At 58.3% G+C, this 23,061-nt stretch carries 19 protein-coding genes and 2 pseudogenes; 8 read left to right on the forward strand and 13 right to left on the reverse strand.

The genetic code is table 11. The annotated features are described in order from the left end of the window. Positions 1–2: 2 nt before the first annotated feature. Positions 3–1,078 (reverse strand): annotated as a pseudogene (locus K2O51_RS33630) (IS256 family transposase); the annotation flags it as partial. A 302-nt stretch (positions 1,079–1,380) separates the two neighbouring features. Here K2O51_RS33630 and K2O51_RS33635 point away from each other — a divergent pair. Continuing rightward, positions 1,381–2,913, forward strand: a complete 1,533-nt coding sequence (locus K2O51_RS33635; RefSeq protein WP_220631958.1) for a metallophosphoesterase — start codon at positions 1,381–1,383, stop codon at positions 2,911–2,913. Positions 2,914–3,140: 227 nt separating this feature from the next. Here the strand turns inward: K2O51_RS33635 and K2O51_RS35430 are convergent. The 3 genes and pseudogenes from K2O51_RS35430 to K2O51_RS33645 form a co-directional block, all read right to left on the reverse strand. Continuing rightward, positions 3,141–3,459 (reverse strand): annotated as a pseudogene (locus tag K2O51_RS35430) (hypothetical protein); the annotation flags it as partial. 27 nt (positions 3,460–3,486) lie between these two features. Then, positions 3,487–4,887, reverse strand: coding sequence for an ISKra4 family transposase (locus K2O51_RS33640; protein ID WP_220631959.1), 1,401 nt, complete (start codon positions 4,885–4,887; stop codon positions 3,487–3,489). 36 nt (positions 4,888–4,923) lie between these two features. Then, a complete protein-coding gene (locus K2O51_RS33645; protein WP_220632335.1) occupies positions 4,924–5,181 on the reverse strand; it encodes a hypothetical protein in 258 nt (85 codons plus the stop codon). Between the two features lie 97 nt (positions 5,182–5,278). Between K2O51_RS33645 and K2O51_RS33650 the strand changes: the two genes are divergently transcribed. After that, a complete protein-coding gene (locus K2O51_RS33650) occupies positions 5,279–5,812 on the forward strand; it encodes a transposase (RefSeq protein WP_245001990.1) in 534 nt (177 codons plus the stop codon). 356 nt (positions 5,813–6,168) lie between these two features. Here K2O51_RS33650 and K2O51_RS33655 read toward each other — a convergent pair whose 3' ends face one another. Genes K2O51_RS33655 through K2O51_RS33665 form a run of 3 tightly spaced genes read right to left on the reverse strand, consistent with a single transcriptional unit; the run spans position 6,169 to position 9,430 of the window. Next, positions 6,169–6,915 carry an SDR family NAD(P)-dependent oxidoreductase gene (locus K2O51_RS33655; RefSeq protein ID WP_220631960.1) on the reverse strand — a complete coding sequence of 249 codons (747 nt, stop codon included), beginning with the start codon at positions 6,913–6,915 and terminating at the stop codon, positions 6,169–6,171. 19 nt (positions 6,916–6,934) lie between these two features. Further along, positions 6,935–8,698: a GMC family oxidoreductase gene (locus K2O51_RS33660; RefSeq protein WP_220631961.1), complete on the reverse strand. Its 1,764-nt coding sequence runs from the start codon at positions 8,696–8,698 to the stop codon at positions 6,935–6,937. A gap of 18 nt (positions 8,699–8,716) precedes the next feature. Then, positions 8,717–9,430 (reverse strand): gluconate 2-dehydrogenase subunit 3 family protein, encoded by a 714-nt coding sequence (locus tag K2O51_RS33665; protein ID WP_220631962.1) that lies wholly within the window; start codon positions 9,428–9,430, stop codon positions 8,717–8,719. 251 nt (positions 9,431–9,681) lie between these two features. Between K2O51_RS33665 and K2O51_RS33670 the strand changes: the two genes are divergently transcribed. From K2O51_RS33670 to K2O51_RS33680, 3 genes are read left to right on the forward strand one after another with little or no spacing between them, the layout of a single operon-like run. After that, positions 9,682–10,362, forward strand: coding sequence for an RraA family protein (locus K2O51_RS33670; RefSeq protein ID WP_220631963.1), 681 nt, complete (start codon positions 9,682–9,684; stop codon positions 10,360–10,362). Next, a complete protein-coding gene (locus tag K2O51_RS33675; RefSeq protein WP_220631964.1) occupies positions 10,359–11,141 on the forward strand; it encodes an RraA family protein in 783 nt (260 codons plus the stop codon). Before K2O51_RS33670 ends, K2O51_RS33675 begins: the two co-directional genes overlap by 4 nt. A 50-nt stretch (positions 11,142–11,191) precedes the next feature. Next, positions 11,192–12,172: a Bug family tripartite tricarboxylate transporter substrate binding protein gene (locus K2O51_RS33680; RefSeq protein ID WP_220631965.1), complete on the forward strand. Its 981-nt coding sequence runs from the start codon at positions 11,192–11,194 to the stop codon at positions 12,170–12,172. A 61-nt stretch (positions 12,173–12,233) separates the two neighbouring features. Here K2O51_RS33680 and K2O51_RS33685 read toward each other — a convergent pair whose 3' ends face one another. Then, the gene (locus K2O51_RS33685) at positions 12,234–12,929 is read right to left on the reverse strand and encodes a GntR family transcriptional regulator (protein WP_220631966.1); all 696 of its coding nucleotides are present in this window, start codon (positions 12,927–12,929) and stop codon (positions 12,234–12,236) included. 331 nt (positions 12,930–13,260) lie between these two features. Between K2O51_RS33685 and K2O51_RS35930 the strand changes: the two genes are divergently transcribed. Continuing rightward, a complete protein-coding gene (locus K2O51_RS35930; RefSeq protein ID WP_220631967.1) occupies positions 13,261–13,443 on the forward strand; it encodes an SDR family oxidoreductase in 183 nt (60 codons plus the stop codon). A gap of 260 nt (positions 13,444–13,703) precedes the next feature. Here K2O51_RS35930 and K2O51_RS33695 read toward each other — a convergent pair whose 3' ends face one another. Further along, positions 13,704–14,498 (reverse strand): maleate cis-trans isomerase family protein, encoded by a 795-nt coding sequence (locus K2O51_RS33695; RefSeq protein ID WP_245001991.1) that lies wholly within the window; start codon positions 14,496–14,498, stop codon positions 13,704–13,706. 96 nt (positions 14,499–14,594) lie between these two features. Next, positions 14,595–14,942: a RidA family protein gene (locus K2O51_RS33700; RefSeq protein ID WP_220631968.1), complete on the reverse strand. Its 348-nt coding sequence runs from the start codon at positions 14,940–14,942 to the stop codon at positions 14,595–14,597. A 271-nt stretch (positions 14,943–15,213) separates the two neighbouring features. On the opposite strand from K2O51_RS33700, the gene K2O51_RS33705 reads away from it, so the two are divergent. Then, on the forward strand, positions 15,214–16,455 hold the full coding sequence (locus K2O51_RS33705; protein ID WP_220631969.1) for a D-amino acid dehydrogenase: 1,242 nt from the start codon (positions 15,214–15,216) through the stop codon (positions 16,453–16,455). A 257-nt stretch (positions 16,456–16,712) separates the two neighbouring features. Continuing rightward, complete coding sequence (locus tag K2O51_RS33710) at positions 16,713–17,438, forward strand: GntR family transcriptional regulator (protein WP_220631970.1); 726 nt, start codon at positions 16,713–16,715, stop codon at positions 17,436–17,438. A 109-nt stretch (positions 17,439–17,547) separates the two neighbouring features. On the opposite strand, the gene bktB is transcribed toward K2O51_RS33710, so the two are convergent. From bktB to K2O51_RS33725, 3 genes are all read right to left on the reverse strand, one after another. After that, positions 17,548–18,729, reverse strand: a complete 1,182-nt coding sequence (bktB, locus tag K2O51_RS33715) for a beta-ketothiolase BktB (RefSeq protein WP_220631971.1) — start codon at positions 18,727–18,729, stop codon at positions 17,548–17,550. A gap of 79 nt (positions 18,730–18,808) precedes the next feature. Further along, on the reverse strand, positions 18,809–19,576 hold the full coding sequence (locus K2O51_RS33720; protein WP_220631972.1) for an SDR family NAD(P)-dependent oxidoreductase: 768 nt from the start codon (positions 19,574–19,576) through the stop codon (positions 18,809–18,811). Positions 19,577–19,587: 11 nt separating this feature from the next. Continuing rightward, positions 19,588–23,061 (reverse strand): indolepyruvate ferredoxin oxidoreductase family protein, encoded by a 3,474-nt coding sequence (locus tag K2O51_RS33725; protein ID WP_220631973.1) that lies wholly within the window; start codon positions 23,059–23,061, stop codon positions 19,588–19,590.

Consider the following 23,061-nt stretch of genomic DNA (forward strand, 5'->3'; position numbering starts at 1 on the left):
TTGTCAACTTCATCCGTGGTGTAGATTACGCGCCGGATATCAGGCGCGAACACGAAGAACGGCGTGACGTGCTCCCACGCCCGTCGCCACGACTGTACGATCATCGGGTACTTCTCGCCCCACGGGCCGTCGGCGAAGTCCTGCAGCGCCTGCACGGCCTCCTGCTCGCTGGCCGCGCTGTAAATTGGCCGTAGCGCCTGTGCCAGCACCTTGCGGTCCTTGTAGTTGGCGTAGTCAAGGCTGTTGCGGATCAAATGGACAATGCAGGTCTGCACCGTCGTGCGCGGGTAAGCCGTGGCAACGGCCTCCGTCAAGCCCTTGAGGCCATCGACCACTGCGATCAGGATGTCTTGGCAGCCTCGGTTCTTGAGTTCATTGAAGACCTTGAGCCAGAACTTGGCGCCTTCGGTCTGCTCGACCCACAGGCCCAGCACATCGCGTTGACCGTCTGCCTGGATGCCCAATGCCAGGTACACAGCCTTGTTGCTGACGATGCCGTCACTGCGGATCTTGACCCGCAACGCGTCGAAGAACACGACCGGGTACATGGCCTCGAGCGGGCGGTTCTGCCAGGCGATGGTCTCCGCCATGCTTCGTCGGTGACCGAGCTGATGAAATCGGGGGAGACCTCGGTACCGTAGCTCTCGGCCAGAAACGCCTGAATCTTGCGCACGCTCATGCCGCGCGCGTACATGGCGACGATGCGCTCATCGAACCCGGTAAAGCGCCGCTCATGCTTCGGAATCAGGACCGGATCGAAGCTGCCGTCGCGGTCGCGTGGCAATTCGACCCGCACCGGCCCACGTTCGGTGATCACGGTCTTGCCGCTGAGCCCGTTGCGTGCATTGGACTGCTCGGCCGGCTTGGGCTCACCTGGCTTATTGCCCAAATGCATGCTCATCTCGGCGCTCATCGCCCGTTCGATGATGGCCTTATTGAACGCCAGCATCAGATCCTGGACCTCGCCAGGCGTCATCGGCCCTTTAACCAACTCGTCGAGCAAGCCGTCAGGCAAAGCAGGCAGCGGCCCGCGGGCCGCTGCCTGAGACGCCACCGTACGTTTCTTCTTCATCGGCATATCCATGGTCATTACCTCTCATGATATGCCTCGTACACAAAATTCCGGATAGGTCCCGAGCAGCCGTCGACGAACCTTGTGACGTGATCAACAACAGTGGCCTGTGGGAAGCTATCAAGGCTCGCCTGGCCACTCCACCCCACCCTAGTGGCTAGGCGCCTAAAGCCGCTAGATATAGTGGCACATGGAGCACTCCTTCGCCACACGCCATTGTGCCAGGCAAGGCCTCCACACCTTTCCTTTGACAAGGTGGCTCCGGCGACTATCAATTAGTGTGCGCGCCCTCGATGGAGAGAAGAAAAATGTCAAACGAGCACATCAAGGAGATCTCGGACCTACCCGAGAACCTCCAAGGCCTGGTCCGCGGCTTGTTTCGGAAGATTCTCTATGAGCTCCTGAGGTACCACGGCGCTATGGACGAAGATTACACGCTCGTCGACAGAAAGGAGGCATGGGCGCTGTGTGCGACCTTGAGCGACACGCCGACTCTTTTCCTCGATCCAGACCCAAAAATGAAGCTTGGAGATGGGGGGAGGATTGTGCCGGACTACGGGCCGGTGAAAGACCTCATCGACCAGCTACTGGAAGTCCTCGGCAATGATGCTCGCGCATTCACTGTGCTAGCGACAGTTGCAACTAGCGAATGGGAAAAGTGGTTCCCGTTCCCGGGGATTAGCAACGATCCACCTCCACGGGCACCGCCACCTCCACGGGCACCGCCACCTCCGCCGCCCGCGCCAATAGTCACCGCGGTTTGCTCAGATGTGCACCTGGGAACAGGCTACACCAAGGATCGCGAGTTCTTCGAATGGCTGCGAGCACTTAAGGCCGGTCAACGGGTGGTACTTCTTGGCGACATTCTCGACTTCTGGATTTGCACTGAGAAGGACCGCCCCGAGGATCTGATGAAACGCGTTGTCGCACAGTGGACAACACTGTGGAACGAACTAGCCACGCTGCGTGACAACGGCGTCGAGATTGTCTACATACCAGGAAACCACGACGGCTTCCTGTTCTTTGTCGAGGCTGCCGAGAGTTTCCCTTGGGCCCAGGCGATACTGGATCGATCACCCGAGTTTCAGGAGCTTAGAAAGGCCACCTCCCAGTGCCGCATGACGGAAGTCGCGTCGATTCACTATCCCTGCTATCAAGAGTTCCACAACCTAGAGAGAAGAGTCCTTTTTACGCATGGACATTACGACAGCTACTTTTGGCAGTTGTTTGCCGGCGTCGAGGAGAATCTGTCAAAGCACGTGGCGTTCCTCACAACGGCGACCGTCGTCATGACCCATAAACATGCGCGCTTCATGCGTCGAGTCGCCAATAGCTCGCAGGCCTTTAAGCTATTGAAAGGGGTCGAGCCTACAGCCTTCTCCATTACCAACGCCCTCTTGATGGCATACAAAGGAGCGCGAGAACTCGTTAAAACGGATCCCGCGGGGATGACGGAGGTCATAGACAACGCGATGGCTCTCCATTTCAACGGAAGCGCACCTGTATCTGCCAGCGAGGAGATAAAGATCCGAGATGCGTTCATGCAGTGCGCCAGCTACCACCAGAAAGCTGTTGAACTGAGAAGCCATCGGGTCAAGACACTAGATTTTCTTCGCAACGCCAGCGACGGGCCAAACTACGAACTTCCGCAGGCTGCCGGGGTGGCGCCTATACCAAGAAAGCAGCTACTGAGTGAGTTCGCGGCTGACGACGCAGTGCTGGTGATGGGCCACGATCACCGACCACGTGATTCGGCCTACTGCTACGACGTCGGCGGGTTCTGCGATCAGATTGAAACCACATTGCAAATCCGAGCAGACGGAACTATCACTCGCGACTAAGAGCCGCTTATGTGGACGCCTCCCGGATCGCAAGCTTGTTTTGCATGTCGGTTGTCAGGTAAGGCAGCACGCTTATGTCCGGCCTGTTTGCGCAGCCCCGGTTGGCCTGCTGGCCCATATGGATTTCGCTGACGAGGACCTCAGCTAACAATCGAACTTGGAAATTCAACATTCTTATCAGGCTCACCTCGTCCCGGTCCAACCTGTTTGCCATCATGCAGTTTTGCTTACGCTCCTTGGTGAAAGGGTTCAGTGAGGCGGATCCTCATACAGGCGTGCGGCCACAAAGCCGTGCACGCCTGTTGGTATCTGGTTCCTCGGTACAGGACCGCCCATATCGTGCCGGCAAGCTTGTTCGCCATGGCCGCCACCACAACGTTGAATGGACGTCGCTGAAGCAGACTGTCAAGCCACAGCGATCGTATGCCACGCGTGATCACGGCCCGGGCGCCGTGCATCAGTAACCTTCGCAAATAGGTGTCGCCGCGCTGACTTACTTAATCCGAATGGTCGGACCTTGCCGCCTGTCCCCACTTGTCGTGGCAGTGGAGACCGCGCCAAAACGGGAGCCGACTAAGCGGCAAGGCGGTGGTTTTCGTCCCGGGCGATGGACGGATACCATCGTTCAACGTAAGACCGGAACTGGTTATTGAGTACGGCCGTCCGGATTTGCAGCAGGTTGTGCGCGTGTCGAGGCCGCCAGGTCATCTGCTGCCGTTTGACGAACCGCTTGCTGATCACCTGATTGACGGCCGACTCGACGAATCCTGAGGCAATGGGCTCTCCATGCCGGTAGCGATCACCGTAGTTCACGATGAAGTGCCGGTTGTTGTCGAGGTAGACAATGAACTCCTCGAGCTTGCCGAGGAGTTTGGCTTCCTCGGGACTGGCCTCAGGGTCCAGATCCCGGCTCAGGCTTTCCAGGCAGCGCAACGCTGGAAAGGGGCAGCCGTGCCACAAGTGCCACTTGGCGCCATGCAGCGTCTTGATCAATGCGGTATTGCTGGGGCCATCGCTGTGTGCCGGCCGGCCCTTGATCATCTGTTCGAGATTCTGTACCCGCATGGCGATGTGGAACCAATCGAGAACGTACTCACCGCGGTCACCAAAGCCGAGTTGGGCAAACCGTACGGTATCCCCGCCGTCCGACAAGAAGGTGACCGGCTGACTGGGTTGCACACCTTCTCGTAGCAGGAAGTTCCACATACGATCGGCCGGTCGGCGCTCCAGTTTGTGCACGTAGGCAAAGCTATGGCCGGCATCATCCTGATCCCGCAGGGACTTCCCGACGATCACTTCAAACCAGCCATCCTGGCGGCGCCGGTGGCCGGCCCGCCGAAGGTAGCCGCCGTCAATGCCGACCGCGCGGACTGGACTGGGCTCGTGGATCTCAGGCGAGCGGATGCTCGCGGCCACCTCCGCCTGCTGCCGGGCGTCGGTGGCCTGTTCCGCTTCCAATCGGCGACCGAGCGTGGTGACCTGGCGCCGGATCGAGCCCGCTGCCAGCACATGATCGAGCGGCAATACCTCTTGCAGAACGCTGACGGTCAGACCATACGACGTCAACGCTGCGAATTTGACCTCGAGATACTGCAGTTCTGGGCTGACCCGCTCAGCCAAGCAGTTGGCGATCGGACTGAAGGTGGGGGCGTCACCCTGGCACCGCCGGCAGGGGTACAGCCTGGGACTGTCAATCGACAGTCGCCCGAACGCGCTCCGGAAGACCAAGTGATGGTGGCCCTTGCAAGCCAACCGCGCCCCGCACGTGGGACACATGCTGGTCCGGGCAACGGCCTCCGCAACTTGTGCCGTGACCATCGTCCGCTGCAGCCGACCCAGCAATGATTTCGCCTCCGCCAGATGCAGCCCCAGCGAGCCCACATCAAGGTCGTCTCTCTCGAACTGGGCGATTTCGGTGACGGTGGCTGGCACGCCTCCCTCGCCCTGCACTACGAGTTGCAAGCTGATAAGCATGGCCGCCCTCCTCCCGTGGAAGCTGCGGCGACCAGTCTACCCCGTGAACTCTCGCAAACGATCATTGACGATCTGACGGTCAAAGCGACGATCCAGCCAAGTTAGCCACCTGTCGACCTGACCGCGTAGGTCTTCCAGCACGACAGGACCCTCGCGCAGCGACTCGATCCAATCGGGGTGATCGTCCTTTTTCTGCAGATTGATACGGTCCCACTCCCAAAACTCTTGTGAATCAACGAGCTGCGGAAATAGGTGCTGTTTCGATTGAAGCAGAATCGTAAAGCCTTGCTGCAAGCGGCTCTCCAGATGGCCACCGTATCAATCTGCACCGATAGTACGATCACCCCTCCACCGTCTGCGTACGGGTTACGTCGAGGAACGCACGGCACTCGTGAACCGGCTGCGCGGGTTGCTTGCCGAATTCGGCGTGTTCCTCCCGCAGGGCATCGATCAGTTGCACGCCCATTTCGTCGAGCATATTCAGGATGGCACCAACGAACTGAGCGGCACGGCTCGCGAGGCACTGATGCATGCCTGGGCACAGTGGCAAGCGCTTAACCAGGAAATCGCCTGGTTCGATCGGCAGATTGCCACGCATGCCCGTCAGGATCCCAACGCAAAGCGATGCATGGATATGTGCGGCGTCGGGCCGCTCACCGCGTCCGCCACCGTCGTCGATGCCCGGCAGTTCAAGAACGGCCGGCAGATGGCAGCCTGGCTTGGCACCGTGCCCAGACAGAAGAGCAGCGGCGGAAAGCAGCGCCTGGGCCGCATCACGAAGCAGGGCAACGAGTCCTGCGCATGCTGCTCTTCCTTGGTGCGCGTGCCGCACTCCATACCGCGCCTAGGCGTAACGACCGGCTCTCGCGCTGGATTGTCCAACTGCAGGCCCGCGTCGGCTACTACAAGACCCTGGTTGCAGTAGCCAACAAGCACGCCCGCATCCTTTGGGCCATCCTCGCGAAAGGGAAAAATTCGATCCCGCCCATGTCCGCAAGTCGGCCGTCACGTGAGCGTGACACCCCTGTAGTACACCCATCCACCAGGACGCAACAAGCAACGATAGCGACAGGTCCGACCGGCAGCGGGCGAACTCGGCAATCCACCAGGCGCTACATCACATGTATTCGCCGCATCTTGGATGGAGTCCTGCTGCGCGGTTACTATCAGGGCCCGGACGTGCAGTGGGGGCAGGAATCATGCCGGGCCTGGCTGGCCAAAGCCCCAATTGTCGGGGCATGAAGATCGTAACGGGGCGCGCCGCCGCGGGCGGCTAACCAGTCATCCATAAATATACTGTCCACCATTTATATGGAGTGTCTCGCCCGTGATAAAGCTTGACCAATCACTGGCGAGAAATGCCAAGGACTGAGCAACCTCGCGCACCTTGCAGATTCGCTTCATGGGTGTGTTCGCCAGAATCTGGGAACCAGAGGTCCGCATCAAATCGCGAACCATGGGCGTGTCTACTGGACCGGGGGACAGACAATTCACGCGAACCCTTGGCGCATACTCGGTAGCGAGCGTGCGGGAGAGTGCAAGAACTGCGGCCTTCGATGCGGCGTAGTGACCGTGCCCAAAGCTCCCTCGATGTGCTGCAATTGAGGTCAAGTTGACAATCGCCCCCCCTGTGGAGAGAAGCGGAGCGGCCTTTTGGCAGACATAGAAGACGCTGTCGAGATTTATCTGCATTACCCTTCGCCATTCCGCCTCAGAGATTGCCTCGATAAGAGCTTCCGGATAGATGCCAGCTGCATTGATTACCACATCAAGCTGGCCAAAGTGTTCGAGGCACCGGTCTACAAGCACATCAACTTCTTCGACACGACTCAGATCAGCACTCGAGCAGAGCGCATCCTTGTGATCGACATCGACTCTGGATCGCGTTGCTTCCAGCCCGTCGGATGACACGTCAGTCAGACACAGACTAGCCCCCAACTCTCGCAATAGGACTGCGGTTTCCGAGCCAATCGCACCCGCTGCGCCTGTGATCAGTACAACACGCGAGTCGAAACGTAGCGCACTCATACTTTTATCCATAAGTTATCTAAGCCAAGAGGCCCGGTGACTTCAAATAATGGCGACGAATCGTGTCGGCAGTTCTATAGGCCAGCGCGCCCACAGGTCCCGTCGGATTCTTACCCGCATTTTGTGGAAGAGCATTGGCCCCGACTACGAACACGTTGGAGACGTCCCAGGATTGCAAAGCTGTGTTGAGTGCGCTCGTCGCTGGGTCCACCCCCATGATTGCACCGCCCGTGTTGTGAGTACTTTGATACGGGACGATGCTGTAGCGCTTCGGAGCGCTTCGCCTATCGATCTGAGTCGCTCCAGCTTCCTTTGCGATCCGCTCGCACTGGTCGATCGCATACTCGGCCATTCGGACTTCGTTGGGGTCAAAATCGAAAGTCATACGCAACATAGGGCGCCCGAATGCATCCCGGTACGTAGGGTCGAGATCCAGGTAGTTCTTCCGATAGGACATACCGCTTCCCTGGGCGCTAATCATGAACGTATGTTGGAAGTGCTTGACAACAGCTCGCTTCCAATCGGTCCCCCACTCAGGTGTGCCTTTTGGCGTCGGCCTGAACGCAATGGGCCGAGAGCCATTCGAAGCGGTAGCAATCGTTGCGCCACCAATGAAGCCGAGTTTCTGCGCGTCATTGGCTTCAACATTGAAGTCGTCAAGGGCAGCTTGCAGACCGCCAGATCCCATCCACGGATTGAGCCAGGTGCTTTCAGGCATGAAGGCTGTGACGCCGCCCTGACACTGATAAGCGTAGTTCTTACCAACCACACCACTACCCGATACGGGATCGTAGGGCGCTCCGATGCCGGAAAGAAGCATCAAGTGAACATTGCCCAAGCCATAGGCGGTCAGGATCACAATGTCCGCGGGTTGGATGAATTCACGCCCGAGAGCATCAATATAGGTGACACCTGTAGCGCGCTTTCCGGAACGATCAAGATTGACTTTCATGACCGTCGCATTGTTCTTCAGTACAAAGCCTGGCTTCGCTGAAAGTTGCGACAAGATGGTGTGATTCGGACTGGCTTTCGCGTTGGAAGGGCATCCGAACCGCTCGCAGAAACCATTGTAATGGCACACACCGTATTGCACGCCATCGGGACTCAGGTACGGTTGGGAGGAGATGGCCGCCGGAGAAATGAAGGGGTGAAAACCAAGGCGCGTCGCGGCTTCCATCATGATGGTCATTGCCGGCGATGGTGTCAGCGCGGGATTAGGGTATTCACGTGCGCGACTGCCTTCGAATGGATTTCCGCCAGGCATGATCACGCCGTCCAGCTTTCCCGCCTTTCCAGAAACGGCCCAGGCACGCTCCATCCTGTCGTACCATGGCTCCATGTCAGCATACGTAAGGCCCCAATCTTGCAGGAGCATGTCATCCCGCAGAATTGACCGGCCATGCCGCTCAGTAACTCGTTTGAACGGTTCGTGATCCCAAGGTAGCCAGCGCCACGCCACCCCTCCCCAATGGGCGCCAGACCCACCGGTACCAGTTCCCATAAGAAAGGACCCGTGCTGTCGCATTGGCAGCGCGGTCTCACTCATTTCGTTTCGAAAGGTCAGTGTTTCCTGAGCAAGATTTACCATCATCGCGTTGCGTTGCACGTACTTCAATTCGTCATTCTTATAGGGATAGACGAAGTCCGTGGGTGTTGCGCGGGCGGGCCCGCGCTCCAATGCAATGACTTGAAGACCTGCGTCAACGAGTTCACTTGAGAGAATGCTCCCCGCCCATCCGAAGCCGATAACTACGGCATCGACTGGCTTCAATACGGTCGTCATTGATGTCTCCGTCGAAAGTCAGCGAAAGTCGGCAATGCTTTGCGGCGGCAGAACCTGGCGCTTGCGCTGGTAAGTACGGATGTCCGCGGTGTAGATGCGAGCCACACCCGGATAGCCAAGCATCCGCCAAGCGCCCTTATTCCTGTTTCCGCCGTAGGCCGGGTCGCTGAAATACCCTTCCATCGTGTTGCTGTAGACCATTCCAAGCAGGATGTGCGGCGGCACGGTTGGCAGTTCCAAAGCGCGGAGCTGCATCTGTCGCAACAACCTGTCACGAACCACTGCGTGGAGTTGCGCGAATGTTTGGCCCTGAAAATTGCTGTGACACCAAGCATTCATTTCCCGAATGCCAATGCGATAGATCTCGGCCGGTGTTAGAGGGAGTTGGAATCCCTGGGAGGGCGTGCCGGAGCGAAATGGCCCCGTGTAATTGAGACCAAAGCCAGTTCCAAAAGCGCCAGCAAGTTGCTGGTCAATGAAGTACACGATGCCGGATTCCACCCCGCCAGGACCGATGTCGTCGTGTGGAATGAACACGTCAACCGCGGCTTCGACAAACGCTGCCTCGTCTGGAAGGAAAAAGGTGTACGCCTGCAGTTGCGCATCCAAGGCGCCTTTCGGGCCTTTGTTCAGCTTCGGGGTAGCCCCATGCGCGGGCGCGATGAGTGTGCTCGTAGCCGAAACGCCGGCAGCACCAACGGACTGAAGAAAGCCCCGCCGCGAGATTTCCATTTGCCTCCTCCCTTCTTAAAGTCATTCTTCGGATACTACTACGTATACATAGAAATGTACAAATGGATTGCGTGAGCCTTATACGCAACTTTAAGGGCCGCCATTGGAGTGATAGACAGCTTTAACACCACACTCAATGGTCTGAGCACTTCCGCTCCGCGTCGTTGCCCCGTAAAAATCGGTTGAAACCCGCTTTGCGTATGCTACTATGTATACATACACGTATCCACAACCGAAAGGAGAACAGGAAGATGACCACCACCCAGGCTCTGCAAGCAGGCTTCATGGAGGTTTCGACGTCCAATGTCAGCGATGCGCTGGATCGTCTAGGTATCGAGTGCCAGCCCACCGGCATTGGCCCGCTGTGGGGGGAGTGCGGGAAGGTTGCCGGCCCCGCTATGACGATGCGGCTGGTGCCGCTTGCCGAAAACAGGAAAGAAACCACCACTGTGATTGGGACACTTCAGGCGATAAAGGACGCCAATCCAGGAGATGTTCTTGTGATCGACCTCCAGGGCCGACTTGATTTGAATGCGTTTGGAGGTGTTGCGGGTGCGACAACTAAGCACTACGGATTGGCCGGTTGCGTCATTGACGGTCTTTCCCGCGACATCGACGAGTTCAAGCAGTTGTCACTGCCAGTATTTGGGAAAGGCTTCATCCATCAGTCTGTGCGAGGCCGAGTCGCATACGATGGACACAATATTGACGTGCAACTTGGCGGCAATACGGTAAGGCCGGGAGACTGGATCATTGGTGATGAGAACGGCGTACTAGTTGTACCTCGGGAGCATGTCGAAGAGGTCTTACGCATCGCGCAGCACGTCAAGAGCGTCGAGGACCATGTGATTGCCGCGGTACGCTCGGGAGAGGATCCAATTGAGGCACACGAACGCGTTCGTTACGACGATCTCCTGAAGGCAAGCAAATGACGACCACCGCTCCAGTTGACCGAGGTAACCTGACAGACGCCGAAATTGCGGAACGTCTGCGACATGTCCCAACGACGACCGCGCTGGATATCCTGCGAAATCGTTCACCGCATCAGTTGGTACTACGCGGGGTGCGCCCTCTCTTCCCACAAGCCGGCACGGTTGCGGGAGTGGCGCGTACCGTGCGCTTCCTGCCCGTGCGTGCAGATCATCGCATTGCTCCGGACGGGCCCGCAAACTTTCAACTGATTGACCGCGCGGAGCCAGGCGAATTCCTAGTGTTCGATACGGGCGGCTCAAAAGAAGGCTCGGTGCTTGGAGACATGCTCGCCTTGCGGGCAAAGATGCGGGGCGCTGCGGGCGTAGTAACTGACGGCGCCATGCGGGATCAAGCGGGGCTGCGTGAGGTGGGGCTTCCCGTATTCTGCGCGGGAGTCTTTCCGGTTCCTTCGGCCCCCACCTTAGCAGCTTGGGCTCGCGACGTCCCCGTCCAATGCGGTGGAGCGTTGGTTTTGCCAGGAGATTGGATACTGGCCGACCAAGACGCAGTAATTGTTGTTCCCGCTTCGTGGATACACGATGTTCTGTCAGGCCTTGAAGTGTTTAATGAAGAGGAGCATTTTTGCCGTCAGCTGTTGCAGCGCGGAGACGGCTTGATAGAGGCTTATCCCTTGCCATTAGGCAGTCGCGTCCTGTTCGAAGAGTATCAAAATACGGGGAAGCTGCCGTCGCGCGCATCGCTGCTCCGAGCCATTGGCAAGGAACGCGAAGACGGATAAATGACCTTACGTACGTAAGAGAAGCGGACAAGAAGGGTGAGGAGACAAAGATGAAGAGAATTCTAATTGGCGCATCTATGGTCGCGCTATTGGTCGCTGGCGGATATTCAGGTCTATCGATGGCAAAAGAGAGCTGGCCGTCACGGCCAGTTCAAATCGTAACGCCGTTTCCTGCTGGCGGCGGAACCGATATGATTGCGCGCGCTGTTGCGGCAAAACTACAGGAGCAGTTCGGACAATCTTTTATTGTCGACAATCGCCCTGGGGCTTCCGGAATCATCGGAACGATGATTGTCAAAAAGGCGGCGCCAGATGGGTATCAGCTTGGTCTTGGTGTAACTAATACTCATGCAATTAATCAAAGTTTTTTTAAAAATCTTTCCTATGATCCCCAGAAAGATTTTCAACCAATCTCCCTGCTTGCCAAGGGCCCTCACGTAATCGTTATCAACAGCAAGACACCTGCAAAGACTTTGAAGGAGTACTTAGCCTGGGCCAAGACGCAGCATGGAAAATTGAGCTATGCTTCGTATGGCAACGGTAGCACCGCGCATTTGATCTCTGAAATGCTTAATGCGCAGAATCATTTAGATATGGTGCACACGCCATATAAAGGTATCCCACCTGCCGTAACAGACTTATTGAGTGAGCAGGTAAATATGCTCGTATCAACAACATCCGCTGTCCTGCCTTATGTTAAGGCTGGAAAGTTAAGGGCACTTGCTATTATTGGTGAAAGTAGAGTTCCGTCACTGCCGGATGTGCCCACAATGAAGGAACTGGGCTTCAATGACTATACCTATAGTCACTGGTATGGTCTTTACGCGCCTGCGGGAACACCGCGTCCCATCATCGAGAAAATCGCAGGAGCAGTTCAACGGGCGCTAGCAAGCAAAGAGATTCAAGACGCCTTTGAAAATGCTGGCGTAACCCCCGCATTTCTAGGCCCCGATGAGTTCAAGGCATTTACCCGCAACGAAGCAGCGCGTTGGGCTGAACTGGTGCGGCTCTCCGGTGCGAAAACCGACTGAACGTAATCGAGCCGTGGTCGTGCGCGATGCGCATCAAGTTAAACGTATGCGGAAGTATGCGTCATACTTGGTGCACGCCCAGTTTGGAGAACAAGTTTGTCATCGACGAAGTCCACGCGTCCCGCTGGGCATTGTGGACTTCGCGAGCGAGATCAGGGCTCCTCTTTCGTATCGCGTCCACGAGAGCGGCATGCTTTTCCACGGATCCGATTGGCTTATCCCTCAACCGTAGGGTGAAGATTCGGACACGGTGCGACTGGGCGAACAGCATCTTTGCAGCTTTCGCCAAGCGATTATTTCCACACAGTTCAACTAGGCAGGTGTGAAATCGCTCATCCGCGGCTGCCCACCCATCCAGATCGTCGCGCTCAAGTGCCATGCGCATCTCGTTGACAGCTTCGTCCAAGATGGCAACCTCATGACTATTGTCCGGCTTAGTGGCTAACAACTCCGCGGCGACAGTTTCAAGCGGAGACAGCACCTGATAGATCTCAGCAATGTCGACCATCGTAATGGGTACGACTTTATAGCCGTGGCGTGGTACTGCTTGAATTAGCCCTTCCGCTTCCAGGCGTGTCAACGCTTCGCGTACCGGAGTGCGACTAATCTCCAAATCCCTTGCTATCTCCTCTTCGAGGACGTAGCTGTTTCCCGGCAGCTGATTCTGCATAATCTTCTGCCGCAGGATTTCATAAGCACCAGCCGCCACTTTCCCTTTGCGGTCTGGGATGCGAGTTTTCTGTGGCGATGACTGCATACGAAGGCTCGTTTATGTATGGATACCTAATATTATACACAACCAGCTCTTGCTGGATCCCGGCCATGGGCGTGGTTGTAGAGCGGGTAAGGAGACGGTATTTACTGCCGGCCTTCCCACCCAAGAGCAGCGGCCGCCGGCCACTCAATGTAAGAGGGCTCGTCGTGAACAGTCGTGGCATGAAAGCGTATTGCCGGCAGCCCAGAAATCCCCGACTTGTCCCCGTATGCGCCGTCGCAAGGCGGATTGACCAACTGGTTCGTACCATGGCGGCCGGGCGACCCGAGGTGGGGGGGTAAATGCAGTCGCTCCCGGATACATCATCAACTTCATGGATGGCAAAGACACTGCAGCGACAACGCCCTGCCAGCAACGAACAATGGCGCGGACTCCGATGGGACGCCGAGGCGAAATCACTGAGTTTGGCGGCGCCTACATCTACTTGGCCAGCAGGGTGTCGACTTGCACGACCGGCTCAATTATGTATGTAGATGGGGGCTTCCACATCGCATAAGGCGGCTTCGTGGCGTCCTGGGCGCCGACGGTCTTGCGTCCTTACCCGCTATTCGCGACGGACCCGATTTCTTGTGTTCTGAGTAGCCCCGCTTCTTCCCGCCGCAAAAGTGGTGACGCCTCATGCCAGATGGTGCGTCACCAAAACGTGGAGACACCGCGCCCATCAGCCGTCAGTCAGACGGCTGCCTAAGATTGACAGATCGGGCTATCTTCTCACTCGCCCGGTTTGGAGGAGCATGAAGACCGTTTGGCCATGGGTCATGCCGGCACGGTATAGAGCGTCCCGAACTGAGGGAATGAGTCTGTGACACCGGCCAGGCGTAGCGCATGCCAAGCCATCGCGTGGTTGCTCGATATGATGGGCTTGCCCAAGTCGCGCTCGATATCCGTGACGCTATCGACAAGCCGGAGCGACGTGCAGGAAACAAAGACCGCTTCCACGTCCTCATGGCTTCCGATAGTCAGAATCGCATCCTTCACCGACCTGGCATCAATGCGAGCAACTTCGTTGTCATCGGAATGCTCAAAAGAACCCATGCGGACTACGTCAATTCCGCGCACTGCCAGGTACTTCCGCATCGACTCGTTGATTGTGCGAACGTAGGGGGTCAACATCCCGATTCGCTGCGCCTTCAGCGCATTCAGCGCAACGCGCGCCGCGGTGATGGGAGTTGTACAGGCTGCTCTTGGCCTTGCCTCCTTGATGCGTTCGAATACACGTTCTTCGCCCAGCACCATCGAGGCAGACGTACATCCGAACGCCACTACATCCAACCGCTCACCTGGGCGGATGAGTTCCACGCCAGGCGCGATCAACGCGTCCATCTCCCTGAGCGTTTCAGGTGAGATTTCAGCCGAGTTGGCAATTCGGCTTTCGTAGAAGCCGACACCGTCCATCGTCAGCAACTTTCGCCACTCATACTCGATGGTGTGGTCCGTCGCGAGGACCACCAGCCCTATCGCAGCGCGGCGCGACACGCCCTCATCAAGGGTAAAACCGAGGCGGACATACCGGTCCGCAGAAGCCTGGCGATCCATTTCGATTTCGCTCATATCGTTGTGTCTCTCTCCGCCCTCATTGAGTCGCAGGCCATGCACACGAGGGCAATGCTCTATGTCGGCGAGGCACACTTGCGCCCCGCCAGTCCATCAAACTGCGACGATGACGCCGATTTCCACCGTGTACTGGGGAAACGCCAGCTTCGATTCCACGCATGCGCGGGCAGGCGCCGCACCTTCCGGGACCCATGCGTCCCACACTTCGTTCATCGCGCCGAACGTCGTGTAGTCGGCGAGCCAAATGCTGGCCGACAGAACCTTCGTCTTGTCCGAGCCAATCTGGTCGAGGAGGCGGTCAATCTTTGCCAGGATTTGTTCCGTCTGCCCTTTCACGTCTTGGCTGGGATCGTCTGCCACCTGGCCGGCCAGAAAGCCGAAACCGCCATACACCACGGCTTGGCTCATTCGCTTACCGCTCTCATAACGCTTGATTTCCATGACATCTCCTGAAAAGTGGCTGAAACCGTAAACAGCCTAACCAAAATACACACAACTGTCGACACTTTTGTTGCTTGTTTTTGTCTCAGTCTGGCGTGTGTCATTCCGTCCACATCCGTGCGAACGAATACTGTTCTTAGTGTCATTACTCATTGCCCTAACTTCCCCGTACTTATACATTAGTGTCGACACTTAGGCCAGCTGAGGAGGCTGGAGTGTCGCCTCGTCAGTTCATTGCCGAGGCCACAGCTAATCCATATCTGGGGGCGTCATGAAGGTAATCGTGCTCGGCGGCGGCGTGGTGGGTGTTACGACCGCATATCAGTTGCAGAAGGACGGCCATGATGTGGTACTTGTCGACCGTCAGCCCGTCGTCGCGGGCGAGACCAGCTGGGGCAATGCAGGGATGGTGGCTCCTGGCCACTCTTTCGTCTGGTCGTCTCCGAAAGCGCCCCTGACCTTGCTGAAGTCCCTGGTCCTGAAAGACCAGGCCCTGCGATTCAAGTTCTCTGCTGACCCCAAGCTCTACAGCTGGTCATGGCTATTCCTGCTCGAATGCACTTCGGAGAAGGCACGCAGGAACACCCTGCTCAAGCACCGTCTTGCCGCGTACTCGCAGAGCGTGCTCCAGGATGTACTTCGAGAAGAGGACGTCAACTATGACCGCAACGACCGCGGGATTCTCTATTTTCATCGCAGCCAGGAAGCACTGGACCGCGGTGTCGCACAGATGAAGCTTCTCGAGTCCGATGGCCAGGAAATCAAGGTCCTCGACCGCAACCAGGTCGTAGCACTGGATCCGTCTCTGGCCACGGCGAAAGACGGAATTGTCGGCGCCATCCACTGCCCTACCGACGAAACGGGGGATCCGGCCAAGTTCACCAGAGCACTTGCCAACAAGATTGAAGCTCGCGGCGGCCAAATCCTCACGCAGACGACCATACAGGATTTCGACATTGCGGGCGACGAGGTGGTGGGTATCCACACAGACCAAGGCCGCATCACCGGCGACGCCTACGTCCTGGCGCTGGGCAGTTACAGCCCCATCCTGGCCGGCAAGATCGGAATCCGGCTTCCCATCTATCCGGTGAAGGGCTACTCCCTGACGGTGCCAATCGAGGACCATCGGCACCCCCCCAATGTCGCTGCGGTCGACGAACACAACCTCGTGGCCTTTTCCCGGTTCGGGGACCGAATCCGGGTAACCGCCACGGCCGAGTTCGCAGGCTACGACACGAGCCATAAGCCGGCCGACTTCGCCTTCATGAAACGGGTCACCCAGGAGCTCTATCCTGACGGGGGCAACTATGCCGAAGCAGAAATGTGGGCGGGGCTTCGACCGATGACCCCGAACAACCTCCCCTTCCTTGGACGGAAGAAGTATCGCAATTTCTTCCTGAATACTGGGCACGGCCACATTGGATGGACGATGTCGCATGGGTCAGCGCGGATTACCGCCGACCTCGTTTCTGGCCGTACACCCGCGATTCCGATGGAGGGCCTTACAGCGTAGTTGACCTGGCCCAGCCCATTGCCGTGCCATCTTCCGCGGTCACCGCTTCCCGACGACTGCAACCCTAGGCAGCTGACCGGCGGCGACATTCGGAGTGCCCGCCTGCGGTGCAGTAGAATACAGAATTGCCGACACTTTGCACCAATAAAGACTGCGGGACAGGGCTTGGACGTCACCCGAGCGGCTCAGCCGTTACGAGGGCATACCAACAGGCGTCTTCTCGCCGTCTTCCGGTCACCATAGGACACATCAACAAAATGGCACGCTACACGTCGCTGATTCGGGAAGACCGTCCGCGCGTCCGTGAGACGAATCCTCCGAAGCGGGCCGGCCTCACGGTAAATGAGCTCTACGAAGAGCTCAAGTCCATGGCCGTTCTCTACACCATCCGACCCGGCGAGCGCGTCAATGAACTGGAGCTGGCCGACCGGTTCAACGTGAGTCGAACGCCGCTTCGAGAAGCGTTGAACCGCCTGGTGGCGGAGAACCTCCTGACCTTCGTGCCGAACCGCGGCTTCTTCGTGCGCGAGTTGAATCGCCAGGACATTTTCGACTTGTTCGAGCTTCGGCGAAGCATCGAGGCCTCGGCAGTTCAATTGGCGGTCGAACGAGCTGACGACAAGGACATCCGAGCCCTGCGCAAGTTCTGGAAGGATGTGATGAAGAACCGCGCGTCCAATGCGCCGGCCGCGGAACTGGTCACCCGCGACGAAGAGTTTCATGTCCGACTCGTCGCCCTGTCTGGCAACAACGAAATGGTGCGCGCGATGTACGGCATCAATGCCCGCATTCACTTCGTCCGCTGGGTCGATATTGAGCAACGGGGGCACGACGCCTTTGCGGAGCACCTGGATATCCTAGATGCTATCGAAGCGCGTGATGCAGCGCGTGTGCGCCAGCTGACCGAAACTCATATTACTTGGCGCATGGAAGAAATCGCCAGCGTGGTTGACGCCGGCGTCGTCAAACTGTTCTCCCGATAACTCCGCCCCACACCTGGTGGCCCACGCCGAAATCCGGCGTGGGCCACCAGTCTGTCAAGTTGCCGACGCGTAGGCGAACATCCCCCGGCGCGCTTTCCGACCGAGGTGGCTAGCAGCGCTCGAACACAGCGGCAATGCCTTGCCCGCCACCAATGCACATGGTGACCAGTGCATACCGACCCTGCACACGCTGCAGTTCATGAACAGCCTTCGTCACGAGAATTGCCCCCGTTGCACCGATGGGATGGCCAAGGGAAATGCCGGAGCCGTTCGGATTGACCTTCTCAGGATTGAAGCCAAGTTCGCGGGCCACTGCGCATGCTTGAGCGGCGAAAGCCTCGTTGGCCTCGATGACGTCAATGTCGTCCAAGGACAGCTCTGCCCGTGCGAGAGCCAACCGGACCGCAGGGACCGGGCCGATTCCCATGTAGGCCGGGGCAACGCCCGCATGTGCGTACGAGACCAACTTCGCAATCGGCCGATGCCCGTCTCGACTCGCGGCCTCAGCGGTGGCCAACACAACCGCCGCCGCACCGTCGTTCAGACCCGATGCATTGCCGGCGGTGACCGTTCCAGTAGCCGAGAACGCAGGCTTCAGTTTGCCGAGGTCCTGAGGCGAGAGGTCGCCACGGACGTGCTCGTCAGTGTCGAACAGCACCACTTCCTTCCGATGGCGAACAGGCACGGGGACAATCTGGGACTTGAAATGCCCTGCGGCAATCGCCGCCGCGGCTCGGCGATGCGATTCCAGTGCTAGCGCATCCTGCTCTTCACGCGAGATGGAGAACTTAGCCGCGACGTTTTCGGCCGTTTGGCCCATATGGTACTTCTCGAATGGGTCCGTCAGCGCGCCGACCATCATATCGACGACTTTCGAATCTCCCATACGCGTGCCCCATCGAACGTCGAGCAAGGAATAGGCCGCGCGCGACATACTTTCCGCGCCACCAGCCACCACGTAATCGGCATCGCCCAGTGCCAGGGATTGCGAGGCGGAGATAACCGCCTGCAGGCCAGAGCCGCACAGGCGGTTGACAGTCAGCGCCGAAGAATGCTCCGAGAGACCTCCTTCCATACCGGCTACACGGGCCAGATACATGTCCGCTGGCTCCGTGTGGATGACGTTCCCGAACACAATCTGGTCGACCTTGTCGCCGCTCAGCTCAGCGCGCTTGAGCGCCTCCCGCACGACGAGCGCTCCCAGACCGGTTGGGGACATTGAAGCCAACGACTTACCAAAATCGCCGATTGCGGTGCGGACCGCGCTGAGAACCACTACTTCGTTGGACATGGCCACTCCATTCTTCGGCGCACACGCGCCTACGTTTGAGAAAACAATGGCGTTCACTTACGCCTGCGTTGCTTCAGCTTCACAGCGAGCTGACGAGATGACCGCCGTCTACCGCTAGTACGGCGCCGTTCATGAATGACGACGCGTCGGATGCCAGCAGAAGCATGGGGCCATTGAGCTCATCGAGCCGACCGAGCCTTCTCATCGGAATACGCTTGACGAGCTGGGTGCCGGCGTCCGACTGGAAGAACTCCTGGTTGAGCTCCGTCTCAAAGTAGCCTGGGGCGATGGCATTAACCCGGATTCCAGCCCGAGCAAGCTCAAGGGCCAATGCCTTCGTCATCTGGACCACGCCCGCTTTGCATACCGTGTAGGCAATCACCTGCTGGGCCACACGAAGACCCAGGATGGACGCAATATTGATGACGTTGCCTGGCTGCCCCGCCCCCTTCACGAGCGATGCAAAAGAACGGGTCATCCTCCAGACTCCAGTCAGGTTGACCTCCAGTGTCTGGGCCCAAGCTTCATCCGAAGTGTCCAGCGCCGGCGACTGATGAACGATGCCTGCGTTGTTGACAAGCACGTGCGGCACACCAAACTGCTCCCGAATCAGGCTGAGACAGCTCTCAACCGAGCTTGCATCCGTGACATCCAGCTCGAAGGCTTCTGCATTCAGCCCGTCCTCGCGAATACTCGACGCCAGAAACTGCCCGAGTTCAATGCGTCGACCACACATTGCAACTGCGCAACCCTGCGCAGCCAGGAGCCGTGAGAAATGGAGCCCCAAGCCACTGAAGGCTCCAGTCACCACCACAATCTTCCCTGCAAACTCGAATTGAAAAATCATCTGTCCTCACCTCATGCGACTTGCTTCAGTTCAATCACCGCGCGATCGGACAGCTGCGCAACGGCGTCGGTCCATTCGCGGTCCACTGCCTTGAAGTTGCGCTCCTTCACATGGCCATAGCCGCGAATCTTCTCGGCGACCGACGCGGCTCGCAGTGCAGCCGCATGGTTGCGCGAAGTCCCGTGGCGCGTGATTTCCTCCACGGTGTTCTCGTATCGCGTAATCAGATCACGCTCCATACGGCGTTCTTCCGTGTAGCCAAACACGTCAAAAGGCGTACCGCGGAGAACCTTGAGCTTCGCCAGCATGCCGAAGAGGGGCAGCACCCAGGCGCCATACTCCTTCTTGCGCGGCTGACCCGTCAGTTCGTCCTTGCCGGCCACCATCGGCGGCGCTAAGTTGAATGCGATTCGGAAATCGCCTTCGAACCGCTGCTTGAGGCTCTCCACAAACTCGGGCGAGGAGTGAAGACGAGCAACCTCGTATTCATCTTTGTACGCGAGCAACTTGAAGTAGTTGGTGGCCACGGCGCGCGAGACCGCATCCTGACGCGGCGACGTCTTGTGTTCCCACACCCGCACTTTGCCCACCAGGTCCTGGTAACGCTGTGCATACGCGACGTTCTGGTACTGAGTCAGAAACGCAACCCGGCGCTCGATGAGTTCGTCCAGGCTCTCTGAGATACGCAGCGATTCGCGAGTCTGCTTTGCAGCCACGAGGGTCTTCTCAGCAGTGGTCGGCGAGAGAGCGGCGCGACGGCCCCAGAGGAAGGCCTCCTTGTTCGACGCGACTGCGGCACCATTCAGCTCGATTGCCGCATTGATGGCATCTGCGGTGATAGGAATCAGCCCACGCTGGTAGGCGTAGCCCAGCATGAACATGTTTCCGGCAATCGTGTCACCAAAGATGTTCAGGGCATACTTTGTTGCGTTGACGAACTCGGCCTGCTGCTCGCCTACGGCGTCCAGGATGCTCGCCCGCAGGTCCGCGCCGGGGAATTTGAGGTCAGGATGCTGCGTGAACTCTCCGGTCATCACCTCATGCGTGTTGACCAACACCCGCGTGGAATCCTTGCGAACCATCGCCAAAGTCTTCCGGTTCGCTGCCACCACCATGTCGAAACCAAGCACGACATCGGCACCGCCCGTGGCTATGCGAATGGCCTTGATTGCTGCCGGGCTCTTACCAAAGCGAAGGTGCGACCATACCGAGCCGCCCTTCTGCGCCAGGCCAGCCATATCCAAAATGCCGCACCCCTTGCCTTCCAGATGAGCAGCCATGCCAAGGATTGCGCCAATGGTGACCACACCGGTTCCACCAACACCCGTGACGACAACGGAGAATACACGGTCTTCCAGCGAAGGCAGCTCAGGCTCGACCAGTGCGGGGAACAGACTCACGTTAGCCGTGACCGTACCGCCCTTACGCAGCTTGCCACCGTGGACGGTCACGAAGCTTGGGCAGAAGCCGTTATTGCAGGAGTAGTCCTTATTGCAGGACGACTGGTCAATTTCACGCTTACGACCGAACTCCGTTTCCAGTGGCACGAGAGACACACAGTTCGACTTGACGCCACAATCGCCGCAGCCCTCACAAACCAGATCATTGATGACCAGGCGCTTCGGCAAATCCGGGAATTGCTGGCGCTTGCGCCGCCGACGCTTTTCAGCCGCGCAGGTCTGGTCATAGACAAGCACCGTCACACCGGGAATGTCGCGCAGCTCTTCCTGGACCTTCTGAAGCTCAGACCGATGATGAATGGTGACACCAGGCGCCCAGCCCAGGTTGGCCGGGTACTTCGTGGGCTCATCCGTGACGACCGCGATCCGCCGCACGCCTTCCGCGTAGACCTGAGCCGTAATGGTTACAGGGCTCAATTGCCCATCGTGACGTTGGCCACCGGTCATTGCGACCGCGTCGTTGTACAGAATCTTGAAAGTGATGTTCGTCTTGGCCGCCACCGCAGCACGAAGAGCCAGCAAGCCGGAGTGGAAGTACGTGCCGTCGCCCATGTTCTGGAACATGTGCTTTCGACTAGAGAACGGCGCCTCGCCAACCCACAATAGGCCTTCTGCCCCCATCTGGGAATAGCCCGTCGTACCCCGGTTCATCGACTGTGCCATCCAGCTGCAACCGATACCCGCGTAGGCTTTGCTGCCGTCCGGAATGACAGTCGAAGAGTTGTGCGGGCAGCCACTGCAGAAGTAGAAGCTGCGAGCCATTGGCTCGTTACCGAAGGCAATCTGGCTCAGCGCCGTCAGTTGGTTGACTCGCTCGGCGATTCTGTTGTTCTTAACAAGCGATGCGAAGCGCTGGCCAAGAGCGATGGCTATCTGAACGGAGTTTAGTGCCATTTCGACCTGGAACAGCTTCTTCCCTTGCTCGTCCACCTTGCCAATGACGATCGGCGCGTTGGGTACGCGGTAGAGCAGGTCCTTGATTTGGGCTTCGATGAGGCTACGCTTTTCCTCTACAACGATGAGCTGCTCCTTGCCGGCTGCGAACTCGAGCATCCCCTGCGGCTCAAGCGGCCAGGTGCACGCCACCTTATAGACGGCCACACCCATGGCAGCGACGTCCTCTTCCGACAGGTTCAGATCATCAAAGGCCTGCAGCACGTCGAGATAGCTTTTGCCGTGCGTCACTATGCCGATGCGCGCGTCGGGATTGCCGAGCACTACCTTGTCGAGGCGGTTTGCACGGACAAAGGCGCGTACCGCGTCCAGCTTGTAGTTGTGGAGACGGAATTCCTGCTCCTGTGGGCTATCCGGCTGGCGCAGGTTCAGACCGTCAGGAGGCATATGCCCCCCCGAAGGCAGCACAGCCACTGCACGGTCAGTGCTGACATCGATAGCTGCGGAGGCGTCCGCAGTGTCCTTCACGCACTTTAGGCCGACCCAGCATCCGGAGTAACGCGAGAGCGCCCACCCATACAGGCCAAAGTCTAGAATTTCCTGGACGCCGCTGGGGCTCAGGATGGGGATGGAGGCGTCAACCAGCGCGAACTCGGACTGGTGGCAGGTTGTGGATGATTCGCAGGTATGGTCGTCGCCCATGAGAACCAGGACGCCGCCATGCTTCGAGCTTCCGGCCAGGTTGGCGTGACGGAAAGCGTCGCCGCTGCGGTCCACACCCGGGCCCTTACCGTACCAAATCGAAAAAACGCCGTCATACTTCCCCTCGCTGCCAACTTCGGCCTGCTGCGTGCCCCAGACTGCCGTGGCGGCCAGGTCTTCGTTGACGCCCGGCACGAAGACGATGTTGGCTTCACCAAGAAACTTCTTGGCCTTGCCGAGTTCCGCGTCATAGGTGCCAAGCGGGGAGCCGCGGTAGCCTGAGATGTACCCGGCCGTGTTCAGACCAACAGCCGCATCACGTCGCTGTTGCATCAGCGGTAGCCGAACCAGCGCCTGGACGCCCGTCAGGAAGATGCGTCCTGTGTCCAGCGAGTACTTGTCGTCGAGGGTGACCTGTCGCAGTGCCAT

The organism is Cupriavidus pinatubonensis, from assembly GCF_019602855.1.
GTDB lineage: Bacteria > Pseudomonadota > Gammaproteobacteria > Burkholderiales > Burkholderiaceae > Cupriavidus > Cupriavidus pinatubonensis.

Excerpts from the sequence above, each read along its gene's own strand:
- K2O51_RS33635 (WP_220631958.1), top strand. The coding sequence starts at position 1,381 with ATGTCAAACGAGCACATCAAGGAGATCTCGGACCTACCCGAGAACCTC.
- K2O51_RS33640 (WP_220631959.1), bottom strand. The coding sequence starts at position 4,887 with ATGCTTATCAGCTTGCAACTCGTAGTGCAGGGCGAGGGAGGCGTGCCA.
- K2O51_RS33655 (WP_220631960.1), bottom strand. The coding sequence starts at position 6,915 with ATGAGTGCGCTACGTTTCGACTCGCGTGTTGTACTGATCACAGGCGCA.
- K2O51_RS33660 (WP_220631961.1), bottom strand. The coding sequence starts at position 8,698 with ATGACGACCGTATTGAAGCCAGTCGATGCCGTAGTTATCGGCTTCGGA.
- K2O51_RS33665 (WP_220631962.1), bottom strand. The coding sequence starts at position 9,430 with ATGGAAATCTCGCGGCGGGGCTTTCTTCAGTCCGTTGGTGCTGCCGGC.
- K2O51_RS33670 (WP_220631963.1), top strand. The coding sequence starts at position 9,682 with ATGACCACCACCCAGGCTCTGCAAGCAGGCTTCATGGAGGTTTCGACG.
- K2O51_RS33675 (WP_220631964.1), top strand. The coding sequence starts at position 10,359 with ATGACGACCACCGCTCCAGTTGACCGAGGTAACCTGACAGACGCCGAA.
- K2O51_RS33680 (WP_220631965.1), top strand. The coding sequence starts at position 11,192 with ATGAAGAGAATTCTAATTGGCGCATCTATGGTCGCGCTATTGGTCGCT.
- K2O51_RS33685 (WP_220631966.1), bottom strand. The coding sequence starts at position 12,929 with ATGCAGTCATCGCCACAGAAAACTCGCATCCCAGACCGCAAAGGGAAA.
- K2O51_RS35930 (WP_220631967.1), top strand. The coding sequence starts at position 13,261 with ATGGATGGCAAAGACACTGCAGCGACAACGCCCTGCCAGCAACGAACA.
- K2O51_RS33695 (WP_245001991.1), bottom strand. The coding sequence starts at position 14,498 with ATGAGCGAAATCGAAATGGATCGCCAGGCTTCTGCGGACCGGTATGTC.
- K2O51_RS33700 (WP_220631968.1), bottom strand. The coding sequence starts at position 14,942 with ATGGAAATCAAGCGTTATGAGAGCGGTAAGCGAATGAGCCAAGCCGTG.
- K2O51_RS33705 (WP_220631969.1), top strand. The coding sequence starts at position 15,214 with ATGAAGGTAATCGTGCTCGGCGGCGGCGTGGTGGGTGTTACGACCGCA.
- K2O51_RS33710 (WP_220631970.1), top strand. The coding sequence starts at position 16,713 with ATGGCACGCTACACGTCGCTGATTCGGGAAGACCGTCCGCGCGTCCGT.
- bktB (WP_220631971.1), bottom strand. The coding sequence starts at position 18,729 with ATGTCCAACGAAGTAGTGGTTCTCAGCGCGGTCCGCACCGCAATCGGC.
- K2O51_RS33720 (WP_220631972.1), bottom strand. The coding sequence starts at position 19,576 with ATGATTTTTCAATTCGAGTTTGCAGGGAAGATTGTGGTGGTGACTGGA.
- K2O51_RS33725 (WP_220631973.1), bottom strand. The coding sequence starts at position 23,061 with ATGGCACTGCGACAGGTCACCCTCGACGACAAGTACTCGCTGGACACA.